This window comes from Quisquiliibacterium sp. (assembly GCF_982640115.1).
The window spans coordinates 1-21,823 of record NZ_CEXFHW010000047.1 but is presented as its reverse complement, the minus strand read 5'-3'; the positions used below and the strand labels follow the sequence as shown (position 1 = coordinate 21,823).

Sequence of the window (21,823 nt, the reverse complement as noted above, 5' to 3'; positions counted from 1 at the left end):
GGCCGCGCAGGCCCAGGTGGCCCTGCAGCGGCTGCGTCTGTCGCAGACCCGGGTGCTCGCGCCCGATGACGGGCTGATCTCGGCGCGCAGCGCCACCCTCGGCGCGGTGGCCGCGCCCGGGCAGGAGCTCTTCCGGCTGGTGCGACGCGGTCGCCTGGAATGGCGCGGTGAGGTCACCGCCGCCGAGCTGCCGCGCATCCGCATCGGCCAGCCGGTCAGCGTGACCGTCGCCAGCGGCGCCCGGCTTCGGGGCACCGTCCGCGTGATCGCCCCCACGGTCGACCCGCAGACCCGCAACGCGCTGGTGTATGTCGACCTGCCGGCCGGCAGCTCGGCGCGCGCCGGCATGTTCGCCCGCGGCGAGTTCGAGTTCGGCGCCACCGCCGCGCTCACCGTCCCGCAGGCTGCGGTGGTGGTGCGTGACGGCTTCAGTCATGTGTTCGAGCTGGGCGCGGGCGACCGCGTGCAGCGCCGCCGGGTGGAGATCGGCCGGCGCAGCGCCGACCGCGTCGAGATCACCGCCGGCCTTCGCCCCGAGGCGAAGGTGGTGGTCGCGGGCGCGGGCTTCCTGAACGACGGCGACCTGGTCAAGGTCTCGGGCGTATCCCGATGAGACGGCGCGCTGCTCGTAGCGGGCAAGGCGAGGCGCCGCGATGAACTTCTCCGCCTATTCCATCCGCAACCCGATCCCGGCGGTGCTGCTGTTCGTGCTGCTCACGCTGGCCGGGCTGATCGGCTTCAAGACCTCGGCGGTGCAGGACTTCCCGGATATCGAGCTGCCGGTGGTCACGGTCGAGGCGAGCCTTCCGGGCGCGGCCCCGGCGCAGCTCGAGACCGAGGTGGCGCGCAAGCTCGAGAACGCGATCGCGGTGCTTTCCGGCATCAAGCATGTCTACACCCGCATCCTCGACGGCATGGTCAGCGTCAATGCCGAGTTCATCCTCGAGAAGAACCCGGCCGAAGCGGTCAACGAGGTGCGCGATGCGGTGAGCCGCATCCGCGCCGATCTGCCGGCCGATCTGCGCGACCCGGCGATCAGCAAGGCCTCCACCGCCGGCCGGCCGGTGCTGGTCTACACCGTGGCCTCCGATCGCCTCGACGAGGAGGAGGTCTCCTGGCTGGTGGACAACACCGTCTCGCGGCGACTGCTCGCGGTGCGCGGGGTGGGGCAGGTGCGTCGCATCGGCGGTCTGCTGCGCGAGGTGCGCGTGGAGCTCGACCCCGCCCGGCTGGCCGCGCTCAATGTGTCGGCGCTCGATGTCTCGCGCCGCCTGCGCCAGGTGCAGCAGGAGGCTCCCGGTGGGCGAGGTGATGTCGGCGGCGGCGAGCAGGCGGTGCGCACCATCGCCACCGTGAGCACCGCCGCCGAGCTCGCGGCGCTCGAACTGCCTCTGCCCGACGGTCGGCAGATCCGGCTCGACCGGGTCGCGCGCATCAGCGACACCGCCGCCGAGCGGCGGGCGCTGGCCCTGCGGGACGGCAAGCCGCTGGTCGCCTTCGAGGTGATGCGCTCGCGCGGCGCCGGCGAGGTCGAGGTCGCGCAGGGGGTGCGCGAGGCCATCGCATCGCTGGCCGAGGCCCACCCCGGCGTGCGCTTCGAGCCTGCGGTGGACAATAGCGAACCCGTCGAGGAGAACTTCCAGGGTTCCATGCACATGCTCTACGAGGGCGCGCTGCTCGCGGTGGTGGTGGTGTGGCTGTTCCTGCGCGACTGGCGGGCCACGCTGGTCAGCGCGGCAGCGCTGCCGCTGAGCGTGCTGCCGGCCTTCCTGGGGCTGTCGCTCTTCGGCTATTCCCTGAACACGGTCACGCTCACCTCGCTCGCCCTGGTGGTGGGCATCCTGGTGGACGATGCCATCGTCGAAATCGAGAACATCGCCCGCCACCTGCGCATGGGCAAGACGCCGATGCAGGCAGCGCTCGAGGCCGCCGACGAGATCGGCATGGCGGTGATCGCCACCACCTTCGCGCTGGTGGCGGTGTTCCTGCCCACCGCGTTCATGGCGGGCATTCCCGGCAAGTTCTTCAAGCAGTTCGGCTGGACGGCGGTGCTGGCCATCCTGGCCTCGCTGGTGGTCGCGCGCCTGCTCACGCCGATGATGGCGGCCTATCTGCTCAAGCCCACCGCCGAGACCCACACCACCGACGGCTGGCTGATGCGTCGCTATCTGGCGGCAGTGGCCTGGTGCATCCGCCATCGCCTGATCACCGCGCTGGCCTCGGCGGCCTTCTTCGTCGGCTCGATCGCGCTGGTGCCGCTGCTGCCCACCGGCTTCGTGCCCCCGGCCGATCGGGCGCAGACCCTGGTGACGGTGGAACTGCCCCCTGGCAGCACGCTGGACGAGACCCTGGCCGCGGCGGAGTCGGTGCGCAAGGCGCTGGTCGACCTGCCGGATGTGCGCCATGTGTTCAGCTCGGTGGGCGGCGGCGCCTCGGGCGACATGTTCGCGCAGGGCGCGGCGGCCGAGGCGCGGCGCGCGGTGCTCACCCTCACCCTGAGCCACCGCACCGAGCGTGCGGTGACGCAGCAGGTGGTCGAGGCGCGGATTCGCGAGCGCCTGGCCGATCAGCCCGGCGTGCGCCTGACGGTCGGACCGCAGGACACCGGCGTGAAGATGCAGCTGGTGCTGCGCAGCGACGACGCCGCAGCGCTCGCCGTGGCCGCCCGCGATGTGGAACGCGACCTGCGCACGCTGCGTGGCATCGGCAATGTCAACTCCTCGGCCAGCCTGGTGCGCCCGGAGATCATCGTGCGGCCCGACTTCGCCCGCGCCGCCGATCTCGGCGTGACCGCCGCCGGCATCGCCGAGACCGTGCGCGTGGCCACGGCCGGCGACTATGACGCCAGCCTGCCCAAGCTGAACCTGAGCGAGCGCCAGATCCCGATCCGGGTGCGCCTGCCCGATGCCGCCCGCGCCGATCTCGGCGCGCTCGGCCGGCTGACCGTGCCGGGCCGCCATGGGCCGGTGATGCTGGCCACGGTGGCCGATCTCTCGATCGACAGCGGCCCGGCGCAGATCGACCGGCTCGACCGCAGCCGCAATGTCACCTTCGAGGTGGAGCTGGCCTCACGCCAGCTCGGCGAGGTGCATGCCGAGGCCATGAAGCTGCCCGCGATCAACGCGCTGCCGCCGGGCGTGGCGGTGGCCGAGCAGGGCGACACCCAGGAGATGCAGCTGCTGTTCGCGAGCTTCGGGCTGGCGATGAGTATCGGCGTGCTGTGCATCTTCATGGTGCTGGTGCTGCTGTTCCGCGATTTCATGCAGCCGGTGACCATCCTCGCCGCGCTGCCGCTGTCGATCGGCGGCGCCTTCGTGGCCCTGCTCATCACCCACCAGAGCTTCTCGATGCCCTCGCTGATCGGGCTGCTCATGCTGATGGGCATCGTCACCAAGAATTCCATCCTGCTGGTCGAGTACGCGATCGAGGCGCGCCGCCGCGGCATGGACCGCTTCGAGGCGCTGGTGGACGCCTGCCACAAGCGGGCCCGTCCGATCGTCATGACCACGCTCGCCATGGGCGCGGGCATGCTGCCGATCGCGCTGGGCTGGGGGTCGGACCCGAGCTTCCGCTCGCCGATGGCGATCGCGGTGATCGGCGGGCTGATCACCTCCACCCTGCTCAGCCTGCTGGTGGTGCCGGCGGTGTTCACCTGGGTGGATGACCTCGCCGGGCTGCCCGGGCGGGTTTTCGGGATGATTCGCCGGCGCCGCGGTCCGCCGCCCCCGGCCTGAAGCGGGGCAGGGTGGCACCCCGCGTGCTACCCTCGATCAGGCTTGGCGACGCGCGCAGACGACGCGCCAGCGCCGCCATCCTCCCAGGAGACACCATGCCGCTGAGCGAGTCCCACGCCCGCGGCCCCGATCAGCCGCCGGTGCGTGACATCACCCTGGGCGAGCTGCTGCAGTGGGCTGCCCAGACCGAGCCCGAGCGCGTGGCGCTGGTGGTTGGCGCGCCCGACCCCGCTGCCCGCCGGCAATGGACCTACCAGGCACTGCATGCCGATGCACAGCGCACCGCCCGCGCGCTGGCTCGCCGCTTCAGGCCCGGCGAACGGGTGGCCATCTGGGCGCCGAACATCCCGCAGTGGATCCTCATGGAGTTCGGCGCGGCCATGGCCGGGCTCATCCTGGTCACCGTCAACCCGGCCTTTCGCGGCGCCGAGCTCGCCTATGTGCTGCGCCAGTCGCGCTCGGCCGGCGTCTTCGTGGTGCCGGGCTTTCGCGGCAACCCCATGCTCGACACGGTGCGCGCGGTGGCGCCGGAATGCCCTGAACTGCGCGAGGTGGTCTGCTTCGACGACTGGGACGCGTTCATCGCGCAGGGCGACGATCCCGACATCACGCTGCCGGTGGTGCGGCCGACAGACCCGGTGATGATCCAGTACACCTCGGGCACCACCGGCTTTCCCAAGGGGGCGCTGCTGCACCACCGCGGCCTGGTCAACAACGGCGCCCACACCATGGAGCGCATGGGCGTTGCCGATGGCGCCACCTGGGTCACCACCATGCCGCTGTTCCACACCGGCGGCTGCGTGCTGTGCGTGCTCGGCGCGGTTTCCAAGCGGGCCACCCAGGTGCTGGTCGAGGCCTTCGAGCCCGGCCTGGTGCTGGAACTCACCGAGCGCTATCGCGGCAACGCGCTGCTCGCGGTGCCCACCATGCTGGTGGCGCTAATGGAGCATCCCCGCTTCGCGCAGACCGACCTCGGCTCGCTGCAGGCGATCTGCTCGGGCGGCTCCACGGTGCCGGCCGAGCTGGTGCGCCGGCTCGAGGAGCGGCTGGGCGCGCGCTTCACCATCGTGTTCGGGCAGACCGAATGCTCGCCGGTGGCCTCGATGACCCGCCCCGATGACAGCATCCAGGACAAGGCCGACACCATCGGACTGCCCATGCCGCATGCCGAGGTCAAGATCATCGACCCCGCCACCGGCGCCACGCTGCCGGTGGGCCGCATCGGCGAGTACTGCACCCGCGGCTACCATGTCATGCACGGCTACTACGAGATGCCCGAGGCCACGGCGGCGGCCATCGATGCCGAGGGCTGGCTGCACACCGGTGATCTGTGCGCCATGGACGCGCGTGGCTACTGCACGGTCGAGGGGCGCCTGAAGGACATGATCATCCGCGGCGGCGAGAACATCTATCCGCGCGAGCTCGAGGAACTGCTCTTTCGTCACCCGGGCGTGGCCGAAGTGGCTGTGGTGGGCCTGCCCGACGAGAAGTGGGGCGAGGAGGTGGGCGCGTTCATCCGCCCGGCGCCCGGCGCCAGCCTCGACAAGGCCGCGCTCTTCACCTACATGCGCGAGCATCTCGCGCCCCACAAGACGCCCCGACGCTGGTTTCTCATGGAGAGCTTCCCGCTCACCGGCTCGGGCAAGATCCAGAAATTCCGCCTGCGCGAGCTCTGGCTTGCCGGCCAGCTCACCGAACTCTGACCTCACCCTGCAAGGACCGCTTCCATGGCTTCCGTTCCCCAGTCTTCCCCGACCACCCCGGCGCCGGTGACCGACACCGAGGCGCTGATCATCGGTGCAGGCTTCTCGGGTCTGTATCAGCTGCACAGCCTGCGCGACCGCCTGGGCCTGTCGGTGCAGGTGCTCGAGATGGCCGATGGCGTGGGCGGCACCTGGTACTGGAACCGCTATCCCGGCGCGCGCTGCGACTCCGAGAGCCACTCGTACATGTACTACTTCTCGGACGCGCTGCTCAAGGAATGGCAGTGGTCGGAGCGTTATCCCGGGCAGGCCGAGATCCTTCGCTACCTCAACTTCGTCGCCGACCGGCTCGACCTCAAGCGCAGCGTGCGTTTCAACACCCGGGTCACCGGCGCCCGCTACGACGAAGCCGCCAATCGCTGGCTGGTGAGCACCGAGTCGGGCGAGCAGTACCGCACCCGCTACCTGATCACGGCCGTGGGTTGCCTGTCATCGGCCAACATCCCGGCCATTCCGGGCCTGGCCGACTTCACCGGGCGCTGGTACCACACCGGCCAGTGGCCGCACGAGGGCGTCGATTTCTCAGGCAAGCGGGTGGGGCTGGTGGGCACCGGATCCACCGGCATCCAGGCCACGCCGGTGATCGCCGAGGCGGCGGCCCATCTCACCGTGTTCCAGCGCACGCCCAACTACAGCGTGCCCGCGCACAACGCGCCGCTGAGCGAGGGCTTCAAGCGCTATGTGGCTGACAACAGCGACCGCATCCGCCAGGTGATGCATGCCACCCCCAACGGCCATCCCTTCATCATCGCGCAGCGCTCCGCGCACGACCCCTCCGAGCCCGAGCGACAGGCCCTCTACGAGAGCGCCTGGTCGATCGGCGGGCTGCGCTTTCGCAGCGTCTTCCGTGACCTGCTGGTCGACAAGGCGGCCAACGACACCGCCTCGAGCTTCCTGAAGAACAAGATCCGCGAGATCGTGAAAGACCCGGCCACCGCCGAGAAACTCGCCGACATCGACCATCCCTTCGCGGCCAAGCGCCCGCCGATCGACACCGGCTACTTCGAGACCTTCAACCGGCCCAATGTCACCCTGGTCGATGTCCGGGCCGATCCGATCGAGCGCATCACCGCCACCGGCATCCAGACCGGCAAGGCTCACCACGAGCTCGATGTGATCGTTTTCGCCACCGGCTTCGACGCGCTTACGGGCCCACTCAAGAAGCTCAACCTGGTCGGCCGTGGCGGGGTTGCGCTCAACGCGCTCTGGGAGGCCGGTCCGCGCAGCTATCTCGGCCTGCAGGTGAGCGGTTTTCCCAATCTCTTCACCCTCACCGGGCCGGGCAGCCCCTCGGTGCTGGTGAACATGCCGGTGGCCATCGAGCAGCATGTCGACTGGGTCACCGACTGCATCGCCCACCTGCGCAAGGAAGGCATCGCCCGCATGGAGCCGCGCCCCGAGGCGATGGAGGCCTGGTCGCAGCAGGTGCAGGCTGCGGCCGAGGCCACGCTGCTCTCCAAGGTGCCGCACTCCTGGTATCTCGGCGCCAATGTGCCGGGCAAGCCGCGGGTGTTCATGCCCTATGCCGGCGGCATGCCGCGCTATCGCCAGATCTGCCAGGAGGTGGCGCAGCGCGGCTACGAAGGTTTCGCGTTCAGCCGCTGAGCCTGGGCGGGCTCAGGCCCTGAGCCCGCGGCGTGCGATGCTCCCGGCCGGGAGAAGCACCGCATGAGCCACAACACGCCAACCGGCCTTCTGGTCCTGCACGGAAACCGCCTCGAGCTGCTCGCCGAGGCGCTGCTGGGCTGGCTGGCCGAGCACCCGCTGGCGCCACTCGAGCGCGAGACCATCCTGGTCCAGAGCAACGGCATGGCCGAGTGGCTCAAGATGACCCTGGCCAGCGCGCAGGGCGTGTGCGCGTCCACGGCGATCGAGCTGCCGGCGCGCTTCATCTGGCGCGCCTATCGGGCGGTGCTCGGGCCCGATGCGGTGCCCTCGCAGTCGCCGCTCGACAAGCTGCCGCTCACCTGGCGGCTGATGAGCCTGCTGCCGGCGCTGGCCGGCCAGCCCGGCTTCGGGCCGGTGGCGGGTTTCCTGGCCGATGGCGACCCGGCCCGTCGCCTGCAGCTTGCCGAGCGTCTGGCCGACCTGTTCGACCAGTACCAGGTGTATCGCGCCGACTGGCTGCAGGACTGGGGGCGCGGCGTTGACAGGCTGCGCGTCGGCCAGATGCGCGAGGGTGCGGCCGCCCTCCCGGTGCCCGATGACCAGCGCTGGCAGCCCGCGCTCTGGCGGGCGGTGCAGGCCGGTCTGGATGGGACGCAGCGCGGCGGGTCGCGCGCCCAGCTGCACCGCCGGTTCATCGCGGCGCTGTCCGTCCCCGACAACGGCGGCGCTCGGGCGTTTCCGGCGCTGCCGCGCCGGGTGGTGCTCTTTGGCACCACCCACATCCCGCATCAGACCCTGGAGGCGATCGCGGCCCTGTCGGCGCATTGCCAGGTGCTGCTGGCCGTGCCCAACCCCTGCCAGTACCACTGGGCCGACATCATCGATGGCCGCGAGCTGCTGCGCTTCGAGCGCCGCCGCCATCCCTGGCGCCGCAACCGCGATCTCTCGGCGCTGCCGCTGCAGGACATGCACGCGCATGGCCATCCACTGCTGGCAGCCTGGGGCCGCCAGAGCCGGGACTTCATCCGCCAGCTCGATGCCTTCGACGACGCCCAGGCCGCGGCCCGGCGCTTCGCGATGCCGCGCGTCGACCTGTTCGACGAGTCTGTGCCGCAGGCCCTGCTGGCCCAGGTGCAGGCATCGGTGCGCGACCTGCTGCCCCTCGAGGAGCATGCCTGGCCGGCGGTGCGCAGCGAGGACCGATCCATCGTCTTCCAGGTGGCGCACAGCGCCCAGCGCGAGGTCGAGATCCTGCACGACCAGCTGCTGCACCTGCTTGCCCAGCCGCCGGATGGCCAGCCGCTCGCACCCCGCGACATCGTGGTCATGGTGCCCGACATCGAGCGCTTCGCACCAGCCATCCGCTCGGTGTTCGGTCAGCATCCGCGCCGCGATCCGAGGCATATTCCCTGGGGCATCGCCGACCAGCCCGAGCGGGGCCGGCAGCCGCTGCTGGTCGCCCTCGAGGAGCTGCTGCGCGCACCGCATCAGCGCTTCGGGGCGAGTCAGGTGCGTGATCTTCTCGGGGTGCCGGCACTGGCCGCCCGCTTCGGTCTCGATGCCGCCGGCATCGCGGTGCTGGGAGCGTGGATCGCCGGCGCGGGCATCCGCTGGGGCCTGAACGCCGAGCACCGCGAGGGCCTGGGGCTGGGGCAGGGCGGCGAGCAGAACACCTGGCGCTTCGGCCTGCGGCGGATGCTCCTGGGCTATGCCACGGGTGAGCTGCCTGCGGCCGGTGACCAGGCCGGCATCGAACCCTATGCCGAAATCGCCGGCCTGAGCGCGGGCCTTGCCGGGGCGCTCGACGAACTGCTGCGGGTGCTCACGGCGTGGTGGCGGGATGCGCTTGTGCCGCGCGCACCCGGCGCCTGGGCGGCGCGCCTGCGCAGACTGCTCGAGGCACTGTTCCAGGCCACCGACGATACCGAGCGCAGCGTGCTGGCGGCGCTCGAGCAGGCGCTTGCCGACTGGCTGGAAGCCTGCGAGGCCGGCGGCTTCACCGACCCGCTGGATATCGCCGTGGTCCGCGAGGCCTGGCTGGGCGCGGTCGACGAGCCGACGGTGTCGCGTCGCTTCAGGGCAGGGGGCGTCACCTTCTGCACCCTGCTGCCGCTGCGTGCCATCCCGTTCCCCGTGGTCTGTCTGCTCGGCATGAACGATGGCGACTATCCCCGACGCGGCAGCCGCATCGACTTCGACCTGATGGGCCTGCCCCGACTGGCACGCCCCGGCGATCGTTCCCGACGCGATGATGATCGGCAGCTCATGCTCGACGCGGTGCTCTCGGCCCGTCAGGTGCTCTACATCAGCTGGAGCGGCCGCAGCCCGCGCGACAACCAGATGCAGCCGCCCTCGGTGCTGGTCGCGCAGCTGCGCGACTACCTCGGCGCGGGCTGGGGGCCCGCGGTGGTGGCCGAGCGCACCACCGAGCATCCACTGCAGCCCTTCAGCCGACGCTACTTCGAGCCGGTCGACAACGCTGCGCCCGGGGCGCTCTTCACGCACGCAAGGGAATGGCGGGCGGCGCATGTCGAAGCCGGCCCGGTGGAACAGCCCGTGCCCGAGAGCGGCGGCACCCGGAGCGGGCTCGTGTTGACCCTGGCCTCGCTCAGTGCCTTCCTGCGCAATCCGGTGCAGGCCTTCTTCCGGCACCGCCTGCGGGTATCCTTCGATGATCTCGACGCCGCCGATGCCGATGATGAGACCTTCATCGGCCAGGGCCTCGAGCACTGGACCTGGACCGATACGCTGCTGCAGGCCTGCCGGCGTGCCATCGAAGCCCTGCCGGCCGCGGGCGGGTTGCCTCAGCCTGAGGACCGGCCGGCGCAGATCAGTGCCGTGCTCCGCCATGAACTCGCACGACTGCGCCGTTCAGGAAGCCTGCCTCTGGCCGGTCCCGGTCGGCGGGCGGCGAGCGAGCTGAACAGCACCCTGCTGCCCATGCTCTGCACCTGGCAGGAGACTCTCGCGAGCCTGCCGGCATCGCGCGAGCGGCTGCACCTGCATGGCGTCCACCCGGCCGATCCCTCGCTGCACCTGGATGACTGGCTTGCCGGCGCGCGTGCGGCGGGCGATGAAACCCGGCCGGTCTGGATCGAGCTCCAGGCCAGCCGCCTCAGCACCACTGGCGGCAAGAAGAACGCCGAGACGGTCCTGCGTGAATCCAAGCTGCTCGGCGCCTGGGTGCGCTGTCTGGCCAGCGCCGCCTGCGGCGTGCCCACCGACGGGATCCTGATCGGAGACGGCGCCCTGGTTCGGGTGCGCGCACCCGAACCGCCGGAAGCGCGGCCGGTGCTGCACGCGCTCATGCTGGCCTGCCGCGACGGGCTGACGGCAAACGCCCCCTTGCCGACGGTTGCGCAGACCGGCATCGCCCTGCTGACCCAGCCGGACAAGGCGCACGAGGCCTATGAGGGCCGCCATAACAGCGCGACCCCGGGGGAGGGTACCGAGCCCAGCCTGGCGCGGCTCTTCCCGGACTACGAAAGCCTGGCCGCCGATCCCGGCTTCGAGTCTGCCAGCCAGCGCCTGTACCAGCCCTTCCTCGCCTGGCTCGGCACCCATGCGGTCCTCGAGATGCTGCCTGCCGAATCCCCGACGACGGAGGCGGTCGATGACTGAGACGCTGGATCCGCTCGCGCTGCCCCTGCAGGGCAGCCACCTGATCGAGGCCAGCGCGGGCACCGGCAAGACCTGGACGATCGCTGCGCTCTATGTACGCCTGGTGCTCGGTCATGGCTGCGAGCCCCGGCTGCCCGGCGAGATCCTGGTGATGACCTTCACCCGTGCGGCCACCCGCGAACTCTCGGACCGGATCCGCCGACGGCTGGTGGAGGCCGCGGCCGGTTTTCGGGGCGAGACGGTTGCGGCTGACGATCGCTTCCTCGCCGAGCTGATCGCCGCCTTCCCCGAGGGGCCGGAGCGCCAGCAGGCCGCCTGGCGGCTGGCCATGGCGGCCGAGGCCATGGATGACGCCGCGGTCCACACCATCGACGCCTGGTGCCAGCGCATGCTGCGCGAACATGCCTTCGACAGCGGCAGCCTCTTCGACGAGGCCCTGCAGGCCCAGGAGGCCGCCATGCGCGCCGAGGCGGTGCGCGACTACTGGCGTCAGCAGGTCTATCCGCTGGGCGACGAGTGCCTGTCGCAGGTGCTCGAGCACTGGAAGGATCTCGACACCCTCGAGGCGGCTATCGAAGGGCTGCTTGACAAGCCGCTGCCTGACGGAGCCGGGCAGGGCAGCCTCGCGGACAGAGTTGCCACCACCACGCGCGATAAGAACGATGCGCTGCTTCGCCTGAAGCAGGGCTGGGCCGAGCGCGCCGAGGCGCTGCGCGACTGGTTCATCGCGGTCCATGGCAACCGGGCCCATCCGGCACGCACACTCGTGTCGAAGCCGGTGTTCATCACGCGATGGACCGATGAACTGCGAGCCTGGGCGCAGGATCCGGCACCCACGCCGCTCGCGCTCACCCCGAACGCGCGAGCGGCGCTCTCGGGCGAAGCCCTGCGCGAGCGGCTCGCTGCGCAAGGCCTGGCCGATGATCTGCCCGCATGCGTCGATGCCTGCCGTGAGCTGTTCCAGCAACACGACTCGCTCCCCGATCTGCGCTCGGCCATGCGCCTGCACGCCGCCGCGCAGGTGCGCGCACGCATGCAGCAGCTCAAGGCGCGCGCGGGCAGCTTCGGCTTTGCCGACCTGCTCGAGCGGCTCGACCAGGCGCTGGACACCTCGGCCCATGGCGAGCGGGCATCCCGCCTGCGCGAGCGCATCCTCGCGCAATACCCGGTGGCAATGATCGACGAGTTCCAGGACACCTCGCCGCTGCAGCTGCGCATCTTCGATCGCCTCTACCGCATCGCCGAGCATGACACCGGCCGACTGCTGCTGCTGATCGGCGATCCGAAGCAGGCGATCTACCAGTTTCGCGGCGCCGATATCCGGAGTTACCTGTCGGCACGCCGCGCCACCGAGGGCAGGCACCATGTGCTGGGCGTGAATCGGCGCTCCACGCAGGCGCTGGTGGATGCGGTGAACGCCATGTTCCAGGCTGCCGAAGACCGTCCCGGCGAGGGCGCGTTCCTGTTCCGGCGCGCCGGTGCGCCGGCCGAACTGCCCTTCGTCGCGGTGCAGGCCCATGGCCGCGCCGAACGCCTGCGCGATGGGAGTGGAGCGGTGGCGCCGATCACGCTTGCGGTCGACACCAGCCTGCGCACCCTGCGAGAGGCCATGCGGGTCTTCGCCGATCGCTGCGCGCAGGCCATCGTCGATCGGCTGAACGACCCCCGCTGCGGCTTCGAGGAAGCGGGCCAGCCCTGGCGGCGATTGCGGCCCGCCGACATTGCCGTGCTGGTGCGCACCGGCGCCGAGGCTCAGGCGGTGCGTCAGGCCATGCAGCGCCGCGGCCTGCCCTCGGTTTACCTCTCGGACAAGGACACGGTGTTCCAGACACCCGAGGCCACTGACCTGCTGCGGCTGCTGCAGGCCGTGGCCGCGCCGCGGGACATCCGGCTGGCGCGCGCCGCCCTGGCCACCCGGCTGCTCGGTTTTCCCATGGCCGAACTGGTGGCGCTGGCCAGCGATGACCAGGCCTTCGATCGCCAGTGCGAGCGCCTGCAGGCGCTCAGCCAGGTCTGGCAGACGCAGGGCGTGCTGGCCATGATCCGGCAGGCCCTGCATGTCTTCGGCCTGCCGGCCCGCTGGCTGGGCACGCAAGACCTCGCGGATAACGGGGAGCGTCGCCTGACCAACATCCTGCATCTTGCCGAACTGCTGCAGGTTGCCGCGGGGCAACTCGAGGGCGAGCACGCCACGCTGCGCTGGCTGCAGCAGCAGCTCGACGAGGCCAACGCCGGCCTGAACAGTGCCGACGAGCTCTTGCTGCGGCTGGAAAGCGATGCCGACCTGGTCAAGGTGGTCACCATCCACAAGTCCAAGGGCCTGGAGTATCCGGTGGTGTTCCTGCCGTTTGCCGCGCACCTGCGCGATCCCGGGCAGGACGCCCGCGCGGACAGGCATCCGGTCTTTCTGTTGCCCGTGGACGATGCCCCGGGCGCCGAACGCACACTCGTGCTCACCCCCGACGACGAGCACAAGGTGCTCCACGCCCGCGAGCAGTTGCGCGAGGGGCTGCGGCTTCTCTATGTGGCGCTCACCCGGGGCCGGCATGCGCTCTGGATGGGGCTGTCGGCACTGAAGATCGGCAACCGGAAAGACTGCGTCTGGCCCCTCAGTGCGATCGGTTATCTGCTTTCAGGCCCCGACCCGTGCGGTCCCGAGGCGGTGAGCGCTGCGGCCCAGGCCCTGGCTCGAGCCTGTCCTGCCGTGTCGGTGCAGATGATGGGCGAGGGCGCCGCCGCGGCCGCGTTCACTCGCCTGCAGCCGCGACACGCCGTGCCCCCGCTCGCCGCGCCGCCCGAGTACGACGCCCGCTTCGAGCGCGACTGGTCGATCAGCAGCTACACCGCGCTGGTGCGCGACGCGGGCCGCGTGGGCGCGAACGCGAGCGCGGGCTCGCTGCCGGCCCGGCTGTTGCGCGATGACGAACCCGAGGGCGGCGAGCCTGCCGCTGACGCTGACGCCCGCAACGCCGATGACGCCCGCAACGCCGACGTTGCCGCCATTGCCGCCATTGCCGCATCGGCGCCGCTGCGCGCCGCCCCGGTCTGGCACCGTTTCCCGCGTGGCGCGGTCGCCGGCAACTTTCTTCACGACCAGCTGGAGTGGCTGGCCGGCGAGGGCTTTGCCCTGGACGCGTCGACCGGGATCCAGCAGCGGCTTGTGCGCCGTTGCGAACGCCAGGGCTGGGGCCATCGCGCCGACGATGTGCTTGTCTGGTTGCGGCAGGTCTGCAGCACGCCGCTGTCGCCTCTGGGCGTCCCGCTTGCCGAGCTGGGCAGTCCCACCCCCGAGATGGAGTTCTGGTTCCCGAGCGATGGCCTTGAGGCCGAGCGCATCGATGCGCTCTGCCGCGAGCATCTCGAGCCTGGGCGCGCCCGCCCGGCGCTGCCGCAACGCAGCCTCAAGGGCATGCTCATGGGCTTTGCCGACCTGGTCTTCGAGCACGCCGGCCGGTTCTGGGTGCTCGACTACAAGTCCAACCACCTTGGTCCGAACGACGCCGCCTACACCCTTGAGGCCATGAATGCGGCCATGTGCGAGCACCGCTACGATGTTCAGGCCATCCTCTACCTGCTCGCGCTGCATCGCCTGCTGAAGGTCAGGTTGCGGGCGGACTATCGACCCGAGCAACACCTGGGCGGTGCGCTCTACCTGTTCCTGCGCGGGGTGAATGGGCCAGCCGCAGGCTGCTGTCCGATCGTCGCGCCGCTCGCGCTCATCCGCCAGATCGACGCACTGCTGCCATCCGCTCGGGCCGGCGCAGCACCGGAGGCCGGATGACACCGTCCGACATGCTGCACACCCTCGAGGGCTGGCGCGCGGCCGGCTGCCTGCGCAGCCTCGACCTGGCCCTGGCCCGCTTCATCGCCGAAACCGATCCGCAGGCGCCGGCCAGCCTGCTGCTGGCGGCGGCGCTGCTCGCCCAGCTCGAAGGACGCGGTCACTGCGCACTGCCGATCGCCGAGCTGCTGGCCGACCCGCAAGGCCTGCTCGCCTGGCCGCCCGAAGCGATGGCCAGTCTGAGCACACGGCTGGCCGATTGGCCGACCGACGCCGCCATGCGCGAGGCACGGTGGCGCGAGGCGGCGTCGATCGAGATCGAGCCGAGTCACGAGCAGGGCCGCTCGCCGCTGGTGCTCAGCAGCGGACTGCTCTACCTGCGGCGCTACTGGCGCCATGAGACCCGGGTGGCCGCGCAGGTGCGAGCCCGCGCTGCCGAGCGTTCGCCGGACATCGACCCGGTTGCGGCGCAGGCCCTGCTCGATCGGCTGTTTGCGCCCCCGCCAGCAGGGGATGGGCCCGACTGGCAGAGGATCGCCTGCGAGACCGCACTGCGCGGGCGCCTCACCCTGATCACCGGTGGCCCGGGCACCGGCAAGACCCACACCGCGGCCCGGCTGCTGGTGCTGCTGCAGTCGCTGCGGCAGGGGCCGGCGCCGCTTCGGGTCGCGCTGGCCGCGCCCACCGGCAAGGCCGCCGCGCGTCTGCGGCAGTCGATCAGCAAGGCGCTCGACGGGCTCGATGCCTCGCTGGCGGCCAGCCTGCGCCTGACGCAGTGGTCCGATTCTCTCGGTCCGGCGCGCACCCTGCATTCCCTGCTGGGTACGCAGCCGGGAACCCGGCGCTTCCGGCACGACGCGTCCAATCCGCTCGACCTTGATCTGCTGATCGTCGACGAGGCGTCCATGATCCACCTCGAGATGATGTCCGAGCTTCTCGAGGCCCTGCCCGCGCATGCACGCGTGGTGCTGCTGGGCGACCGCGACCAGCTCGCCTCGGTGGAGGCGGGCGCGGTGATGGGCGATCTCTGCCAGGGCGCGGGCGAGGGCAGTGAATCAGCCCTCGCCCGACAGACCGTGGTGCTGCGCCGAAGCCACCGATTCGGCGGACCGATCGGCGCCCTCGCGCAGGCGGTCAATGCGGGCGATGCCAGGTCTGCGCAGGCGCTGTTGCGCGCAGACGCCGAGGGGCCGGTCAGCCTTGTCGAGGCGCACGATCCGCATGCCGCGCTCGATCTTGCCCTGCGCGGCCGGCCAGGCGCAGAGGGCGGCTATCGAGCCTATCTGGCGCAACTGGCGATGCGCCCTGAAGACGATGATCGTGGCGCCTTCGAGGCCTGGGTCAGGGCAGTGCTGCAGCACTTCGATGCCTTCCGTGTGCTCTGTGCGGTGCGTGAGGGGCCCTGGGGCGTGAGCGGGCTCAACGAGTCGATCGAGCGCGGCCTCACGCAGGCGCGCCTGCTCGCGCGCCGCGGCGAGTGGTACGAGGGCCGACCGGTGATGGTCACCCGCAATGACCCGGCGCTCGGCGTTTTCAACGGTGACATCGGCATCGTGCTGCGCGAGCCCGCGGGTGACGGGGCGCTGCGCTGCTGGTTCGGCGAGGGCGAGAGCCTGCGCTCGGTGGCGGTGACGCGCCTGGCGCAGGTGGAAACCGCCTTTGCCATGACGGTGCACAAGAGCCAGGGCTCGGAGTTCGCCCATGTGGCCATGGTGCTGCCCGAGGCCGATGTGCCGGTGCTCACCCGTGAACTGGTCTACACCGGCATCACCCGGGCACGCAGCGCGTTCACGCTGGTGGCCGGGCGTTCCGAACTGCTGGGCACGGCCGTCGGGCGGCTGACGCGGCGGGTGAGTGGTTTGCGGGCGCGGCTGTGAACAGCTTGCCGGCGGGTGCTGCCTCGGGGTCGGCGCGGGTCGGCTCGAGGCTATCCGTATCAAAGTTTACATAATACACATTATGCGCCATTATGCCGAGGGCGCTGGCGCCGCCAAAAGCTCGATCAGGGCCGAGGCGCCGCCGGGACTGGCGCGTCCTGGGTGCCGTAGCGACGCAGGAACGCCGACGCCTTCTCGGCGAGAAAGCGGGCTTCGTCGGCCTGGTCGCGCCGGAGGAAGTACTCGGGCGCACCCAGACCGGCCTGATTGCGCAGACTCGGATCGGCCCCGAGTTCCACCAGCAGGCGCGCCGCCCTGGTCTGACCCTCCCGGGCCGCCATCATCAGTGGCGTGGTGCCATTGGCCGAGGGCGCGTCGATGTAGGCATGCTGGTCTTCGACCAGGAAGCGGATCATCCCGAGTTGTCCGGTTGCCGCCGCGTAGTGCAGTGGCGTCCAGCCGGGCTGGTTCACCTGGGCGCCACGGCGGATGAGCGCACGGGCCAGCTCCGTCTCGCCGAACATCGCCAGGTACATCAGTGCGGTCTCGCCTTGCGGATTGACCGCGGTGACCTCGGTGATGCGCGAATCGAGGAGCGCCCGGATCGCCCCGAAGGCCTTCGCCTGCGCCGCCATCACGATCACGGGGCCCTGCTGCGGGTGGTGCAGGTTGGGCGACACACCGCGCACCAGCAGCTTGCGCACGGTATGGATGTCGTCGGTGGCCAGCGCCGCGAAGAACTCGGCCTGGTCCTGCTCGGGGCCGGCATGGGCAAGCGGCGCCGTCAACAGGGCCAGCGCGAGTGCCAGCCTCCGCAAGAACGCGCGGAGCCGGTGTGCGCCCAGCAACACGGGGCGATCACCCATGCGGGCGCAGCGCGACATGCCTTGCCCTCAGGCCTCCGGGCCCAGCGCATCGGCCGGGATCCGGAAGGTACGCAGGAAATTGGCGGTGGTCTGGCTGGCCACCTCGTCAAGCGGAACCCCCCGGACCTGCGCCAGCATGGCGGCCACCCTGGGAACGAAGGACGGCTCGTTGGTCTTGCCCCGGTAAGGCACCGGCGCGAGATAGGGCGAGTCGGTCTCGATCAGCAGGCGGTCGGCCGGAACCCGGGCCGCCACCTCGCGCAGGGACTCGGCACTCTTGAAGGTGACGATGCCCGAGAACGAAATGCAAAAACCCAGGTCGATGGCGGCGCTGGCCGTGGCCCAGTCTTCGGTGAAGCAGTGCATCACGCCGCCAACCTGATCGGCACCCTCCTCCCGCATGATGCGCAGCGTGTCCTCGGCCGCGGCGCGGGTATGGATCACCAGCGGCAGGCCCGTGGCCCGTGCGGCCCGGATGTGCACGCGGAACCGCTCGCGCTGCCAGCCGAGGTCGCCGGTGAGACGGTAATAGTCGAGCCCGGTCTCGCCGATGGCCCGGATGCGCGGATCATCCGCCAGCCGGACCAGTTCTTCGACACCCGGCTCCGGGATGTCGGGATAGTCGGGATGCACGCCCACCGTGGCCCACAGTTGCGGGTGGGCATGAGCCAATGCCAGCACCGCCGGGAAGCTGGCGAGCTCGACACTGATGCACAGGGCCGCCCGGACATCGGCGGCACGCATGCGCTCGAGCAGCGCGGGCAGTTGCGGCGCGAGCTCGGGGAAATCCAGGTGGCAGTGCGAGTCGACGAACACCCCCGGAGTGTACCCGCAGGGCGCGCCCGTCCACCCGACTCACAGCGTGGAGGTGGGGCGATCTGACCCGAGCGCGCTGCCCAGGATCTTCTCGATGCGCAGACGGGCCTGTTCGCCGGCGTCATTGGCTGCGAACTGGATGCCGATCCCCTGAGGGCGACCCGGCACCCCGCTGGGCGTGATCCAGCAGACCTTGCCCGGAATCGGCAGCTTGGCCGGGTCATCCGGCAGGCTGACGATGGCGAAGACATCGTCGCCCAGGCGGGCTGCGCGCGGCGTGGGCACGAACAGTCCGCCGCGGGCAATGTGGCTCATGTAGGCGGAATAGAGGGCCGCCTTGTCGCGGATGCTCAGCTGCAGCACGCTCGGCCGCAGGCCACTCGCGCCACCCTGCGCGGCACTGCCCTGCCCTGCGGCCGCCTGGGATTGGCCGGTGGGGCCGACGGTCTTCGGGTCGGGTTGGGTCATGGAGATGGCCCCGGTGAGGGTGGTGGCACCGGCCTGGCTGATCGTGCTCACGATGGACTCATTCTCCGGGATGGGCGGATGGCGGGGGCCAGGCGTCAGCGCTGGAACAGGGATTCATAGCGCAACCACAGGTCTTCGGCGTAGAGGCGCGGATTGAGTGGATGGCTGCTCACCCGTGCCTGCTGATCGAGCCAGCTGCCATAGGCGGCGACCCTGCGAAGCCGAGTGCGCTGCCCAAGCCGCTGCAGCACCGCCTGTTGGCCGGGAAAGCGTTGAGCCTGGGCCCCTGCCAGCACACGCGCCAGATCGGCCACCCATGACTGCAGCAGCGGTACCCAAAGTGGCGCCGCCTGCGCGCCAAAGCCCTCGGCAATCCTCATGGCTCCAGTCTCGGGGATTTCCTGAACGGCCTGCATCAGCATCCGATGAGCGGCCGCCGCCCCGGGTTCAGCGAGTGCCAGAGCCCTCAAGGGTGCGCCATCGGCCAGGGCCAGCCAGTCGGCCGCCTGCGCCGCTTGGTCAGCGCCCAGCCGTGCACTCAGCCAGACCCGGGCGGCCTCGGCAGGCGGCGCCGGTACCCGCCAGGGCACGCAGCGCGACCGTACCGTGGGCGCCACCGGTGCGCCCTGCGCCGCCACCAGCAGGAACACGGTGTCGCCCGGTGGCTCCTCCAGCGTCTTGAGCAGGGCGTTGGCAGCCGGCAGGTTGAGCCCCTCGGCCGGGTCGATGAGCACGGGCTTGCGCCCGCCCCGGTGACCGCCCACCCCGACGAAGCCGGCAAGGGCTCGGATCTGGTCGATCTTGATCTCCGGGCGGGTGCGCTCGGATCGGGTCCGTTCCGCGCGTTCGCCGCCGGCGTCTTCATCGCCGAGCGGCGAGACCTGCCGGTAATCGGGGTGGTTGCCCGCGACGAACCAGCCGCAGGCGTCGCAGCGATCGCAGGCGCGGCCGTCGGCCAGGGGCGACTCGCACAGCAGGCACTGGGCGAAGCGCCGGGCAAGGCGCCCCTTGCCGATGCCGCGCGGCCCCTGGATCAGCAGCGCATGCGGCAGGCTGGGACGCAGCGCGAGCAGACCGCTCAGGCTGGGTTCGAGCCAGGATGGCAGGGCGTCGAGGGTATCGTCTGAGCTCAAATCAGTAAATAATCCAACGTATTACGTAATAGAACTTATGCTTTAGTGCCCTGCATTGTGGCCGAGCAGCCCTTGCGTGGCCAGGTCATCCGCGATCCGCGCGCGAAGCGTGTCGACCGTCTCGCGCCCATCCAGCCTCAGGAATCGCTCGGGGTCCTGTGACACCCGGCGTGAATACGCCGCCCGGACCCGCTCGAAGAAATCCAGATCCTCCTGTTCGAAGCGGTCAGCCTCACGCGCGGCGGCGCGTCGCCGGGCCGCGATGTCGGCAGGCAGATCGAACAGGTAGGTGCGATCAGGCCTCAGCCCGCCCAGCACCACGGCCTCGAGCTGATCGATCCAGCCCGCCTTCAGGCCGCGCCCTCCCCCCTGGTAGGCATGGGTGGAATCGGTGAAGCGGTCGCAGATCACGATCGCGCCACGCGTGAGCGCGGGCCGGATGAGTTCGTTCACATGCTCGCAGCGGGCGGCAAACACCAGCAGGAGTTCGGTCTGGACGCCCATCGTTTCATGCAGCAGGAGCTCGCGCAGCCGCTCCCCCAACGGCGTGCCACCCGGTTCCCGGGTGACGATCACCTCGCGTCCCGACTGGCGGCAGTGTTCCGCCAGCCAGTCGAGGTGAGTGCTCTTGCCGGCGCCATCGATGCCTTCGACGCTCAGGAAGCGCCCAGGCAGCCCGTGGCCGCGCACGCCAGTGCGAGCCAGGCCGTTGGCAGGAGAGGCGTCATTCATGAGCCGCCCTTTCGCTGATAGCGGTCGACGGCCCGCTGGTGGGCCGACAGATCGTTGGAGAACTCGCTCGAACCGTCGCCCCGGGCCACGAAATAGAGCGCACCGAAGGCGTGGGGGTTGAGCGCCGCCGCAAGCGAGGCCTTGCCCGGCAGCGCGATGGGTGTGGGCGGCAGGCCGCGGCGGGTATAGGTGTTGTAGGGCGTGTCGGCTCGGAGGTCAGCGCGGCGCAGGTTGCCGTCGAAGCGCGCCCCCAGCCCGTAGATGGTGGTGGGATCGCTCTGCAGCATCATGCCGATGCGCAGGCGGTTGGCGAACACGCCGGCAATGCGCTCGCGGTCAGCATCCCGGCCGGTCTCCTTCTCGACGATCGATGCCAGCACCAGAGCCTGGTAGGGGCTGGACAGCGGGACTGCCGCCGAGCGCGCCGACCAGGCCTCGTCCAGCGTGCGCTTCATGAGCCGGTACGACTGCCGATAGATGTCCAGGTCGGCCGTGCCCGGGGCAAAACGGTAGGTGCTGGGCATGAACAGACCTTCCGGGTGCGGCTCGCTGGCACCGATCCGGGCGAGCAGCTGCGCGTCGCTCAGGGTGGCTGCGTCCTGCTGCAGATCGGGGTGGCGGGCAAGCGCCTGCCGCATCTGCAGGAAGGTCCAGCCCTCGATGATCCGGACCTCGGCCATCAGCACCTCGCCGCGCAGCAGCTTGCCCATCAGGCCGCGCCGGCTGAGCGGCCCGCGCAGCTCATAGACACCGGCCTGGATGCGATGAGACTCACCGCGCAGGCGGGCTGCAAGCTGAAACTGCCACGACGACCAGCCCGCGCCGGAGCGCGCCACCGCGTCGCCGATGGCTGACAGGCCCATGCCGCGCTCGATGCGCAGCCGGGCGGGCGGATCGCTGACGCTCAGCGGGGCATCGCGCAGGCTGAGGAAGGCGAGCGTGCTCAGGCCGGCGAGCAGGACGAAAATCGGGACGAGGAATCGGGGCATCGGAAGACGGCAGGATCGGGTTCCTATAATACGGCGATGACCTTGCCCCGCCCCGACGCCGCTTCCCCCGCGCCCGTACCGACGCCTTCCGGCCCGCCCCTGCCTGCCTTCGGTTTCGATCGCGAGCCGCTCCAGGCGCTGGCCGATGCGCTGGGCGTCTCGCTCATCGATGACCCCGCCGGGCCGCTCGCCGCGCATCCGCTGCCTGGCCCCGCCCCCTGGCCGCAGGGTCTGGTCGTGCCGGTGTTCGATCTCGGCCTGTTGCGGGCGAGCGGCCCCGAGGCGCTGCGCTTTCTGCACAGTCAGCTCACCAATGACATCGAGAAGCTGGCCCCCGGGTCGGCGCAGTGGTCGGGCTACTGCACGGCCAAGGGGCGACTGCAGGCGAGTTTCCTGGGCTGGCGGGCCGACACGCCCGAAGCGCCGGCCGTGGAG

Annotated in this window: 13 protein-coding genes and 1 pseudogene; 8 read left to right on the top strand and 6 right to left on the bottom strand. The window is 70.7% G+C overall.

All coding sequences use genetic code 11. The features are described from left to right. The 7 genes from AC2H6A_RS07545 to recD all read left to right on the top strand — a co-directional run. Window positions 1–613: efflux RND transporter periplasmic adaptor subunit (locus AC2H6A_RS07545; protein WP_484272542.1), on the top strand; the 613-nt coding region annotated here is incomplete at its 5' end. A gap of 40 nt (window positions 614–653) precedes the next feature. Continuing rightward, complete coding sequence (locus tag AC2H6A_RS07540) at window positions 654–3,734, top strand: efflux RND transporter permease subunit (RefSeq protein ID WP_484272541.1); 3,081 nt, start codon at window positions 654–656, stop codon at window positions 3,732–3,734. Window positions 3,735–3,829: 95 nt separating this feature from the next. Next, window positions 3,830–5,437 (top strand): AMP-binding protein, encoded by a 1,608-nt coding sequence (locus AC2H6A_RS07535; RefSeq protein ID WP_484272540.1) that lies wholly within the window; start codon window positions 3,830–3,832, stop codon window positions 5,435–5,437. A 24-nt stretch (window positions 5,438–5,461) separates the two neighbouring features. After that, complete coding sequence (locus tag AC2H6A_RS07530; RefSeq protein WP_484272539.1) at window positions 5,462–7,102, top strand: flavin-containing monooxygenase; 1,641 nt, start codon at window positions 5,462–5,464, stop codon at window positions 7,100–7,102. A 63-nt stretch (window positions 7,103–7,165) separates the two neighbouring features. Further along, window positions 7,166–10,726 carry an exodeoxyribonuclease V subunit gamma gene (gene recC / locus AC2H6A_RS07525; RefSeq protein ID WP_484272538.1) on the top strand — a complete coding sequence of 1,187 codons (3,561 nt, stop codon included), beginning with the start codon at window positions 7,166–7,168 and terminating at the stop codon, window positions 10,724–10,726. Further along, window positions 10,719–14,507, top strand: coding sequence for an exodeoxyribonuclease V subunit beta (gene recB, locus AC2H6A_RS07520; protein ID WP_484272537.1), 3,789 nt, complete (start codon window positions 10,719–10,721; stop codon window positions 14,505–14,507). The genes recC and recB overlap by 8 nt, the downstream gene beginning before the upstream one ends. Beyond that, on the top strand, window positions 14,504–16,384 hold the full coding sequence (gene recD / locus AC2H6A_RS07515; RefSeq protein WP_484272536.1) for an exodeoxyribonuclease V subunit alpha: 1,881 nt from the start codon (window positions 14,504–14,506) through the stop codon (window positions 16,382–16,384). The genes recB and recD overlap by 4 nt, the downstream gene beginning before the upstream one ends. A gap of 125 nt (window positions 16,385–16,509) precedes the next feature. Here the strand turns inward: recD and AC2H6A_RS07510 are convergent, their stop codons facing one another. The 6 genes from AC2H6A_RS07510 to mltG all read right to left on the bottom strand — a co-directional run bounded on the left by AC2H6A_RS07510 (window position 16,510) and on the right by mltG (window position 21,388). Next, window positions 16,510–17,202: an ankyrin repeat domain-containing protein gene (locus AC2H6A_RS07510; RefSeq protein WP_484272535.1), complete on the bottom strand. Its 693-nt coding sequence runs from the start codon at window positions 17,200–17,202 to the stop codon at window positions 16,510–16,512. A gap of 75 nt (window positions 17,203–17,277) precedes the next feature. Then, a complete protein-coding gene (locus tag AC2H6A_RS07505; protein ID WP_484272534.1) occupies window positions 17,278–18,066 on the bottom strand; it encodes a TatD family hydrolase in 789 nt (262 codons plus the stop codon). A gap of 39 nt (window positions 18,067–18,105) precedes the next feature. Beyond that, complete coding sequence (locus tag AC2H6A_RS07500; RefSeq protein WP_484272533.1) at window positions 18,106–18,585, bottom strand: PilZ domain-containing protein; 480 nt, start codon at window positions 18,583–18,585, stop codon at window positions 18,106–18,108. A gap of 44 nt (window positions 18,586–18,629) precedes the next feature. Further along, the gene (gene holB, locus AC2H6A_RS07495) at window positions 18,630–19,667 is read right to left on the bottom strand and encodes a DNA polymerase III subunit delta' (protein WP_484272532.1); all 1,038 of its coding nucleotides are present in this window, start codon (window positions 19,665–19,667) and stop codon (window positions 18,630–18,632) included. A 42-nt stretch (window positions 19,668–19,709) separates the two neighbouring features. Beyond that, window positions 19,710–20,399: a dTMP kinase gene (gene tmk / locus AC2H6A_RS07490; RefSeq protein ID WP_484272531.1), complete on the bottom strand. Its 690-nt coding sequence runs from the start codon at window positions 20,397–20,399 to the stop codon at window positions 19,710–19,712. Next, window positions 20,396–21,388: an endolytic transglycosylase MltG gene (gene mltG, locus AC2H6A_RS07485; RefSeq protein ID WP_484272530.1), complete on the bottom strand. Its 993-nt coding sequence runs from the start codon at window positions 21,386–21,388 to the stop codon at window positions 20,396–20,398. Before mltG ends, tmk begins: the two co-directional genes overlap by 4 nt. 36 nt (window positions 21,389–21,424) lie before the next feature. On the opposite strand from mltG, the pseudogene AC2H6A_RS07480 reads away from it, so the two are divergent. Next, window positions 21,425–21,823: pseudogene (locus AC2H6A_RS07480) on the top strand (hypothetical protein); the annotation flags it as partial.

Coding starts and splice junctions, on each gene's coding strand:
- mltG (WP_484272530.1), bottom strand. CDS start 21,388: ATGCCCCGATTCCTCGTCCCGATTTTCGTCCTGCTCGCCGGCCTGAGC.
- AC2H6A_RS07530 (WP_484272539.1), top strand. CDS start 5,462: ATGGCTTCCGTTCCCCAGTCTTCCCCGACCACCCCGGCGCCGGTGACC.
- recC (WP_484272538.1), top strand. CDS start 7,166: ATGAGCCACAACACGCCAACCGGCCTTCTGGTCCTGCACGGAAACCGC.
- AC2H6A_RS07535 (WP_484272540.1), top strand. CDS start 3,830: ATGCCGCTGAGCGAGTCCCACGCCCGCGGCCCCGATCAGCCGCCGGTG.
- AC2H6A_RS07540 (WP_484272541.1), top strand. CDS start 654: ATGAACTTCTCCGCCTATTCCATCCGCAACCCGATCCCGGCGGTGCTG.
- recB (WP_484272537.1), top strand. CDS start 10,719: ATGACTGAGACGCTGGATCCGCTCGCGCTGCCCCTGCAGGGCAGCCAC.
- tmk (WP_484272531.1), bottom strand. CDS start 20,399: ATGAATGACGCCTCTCCTGCCAACGGCCTGGCTCGCACTGGCGTGCGC.
- recD (WP_484272536.1), top strand. CDS start 14,504: ATGACACCGTCCGACATGCTGCACACCCTCGAGGGCTGGCGCGCGGCC.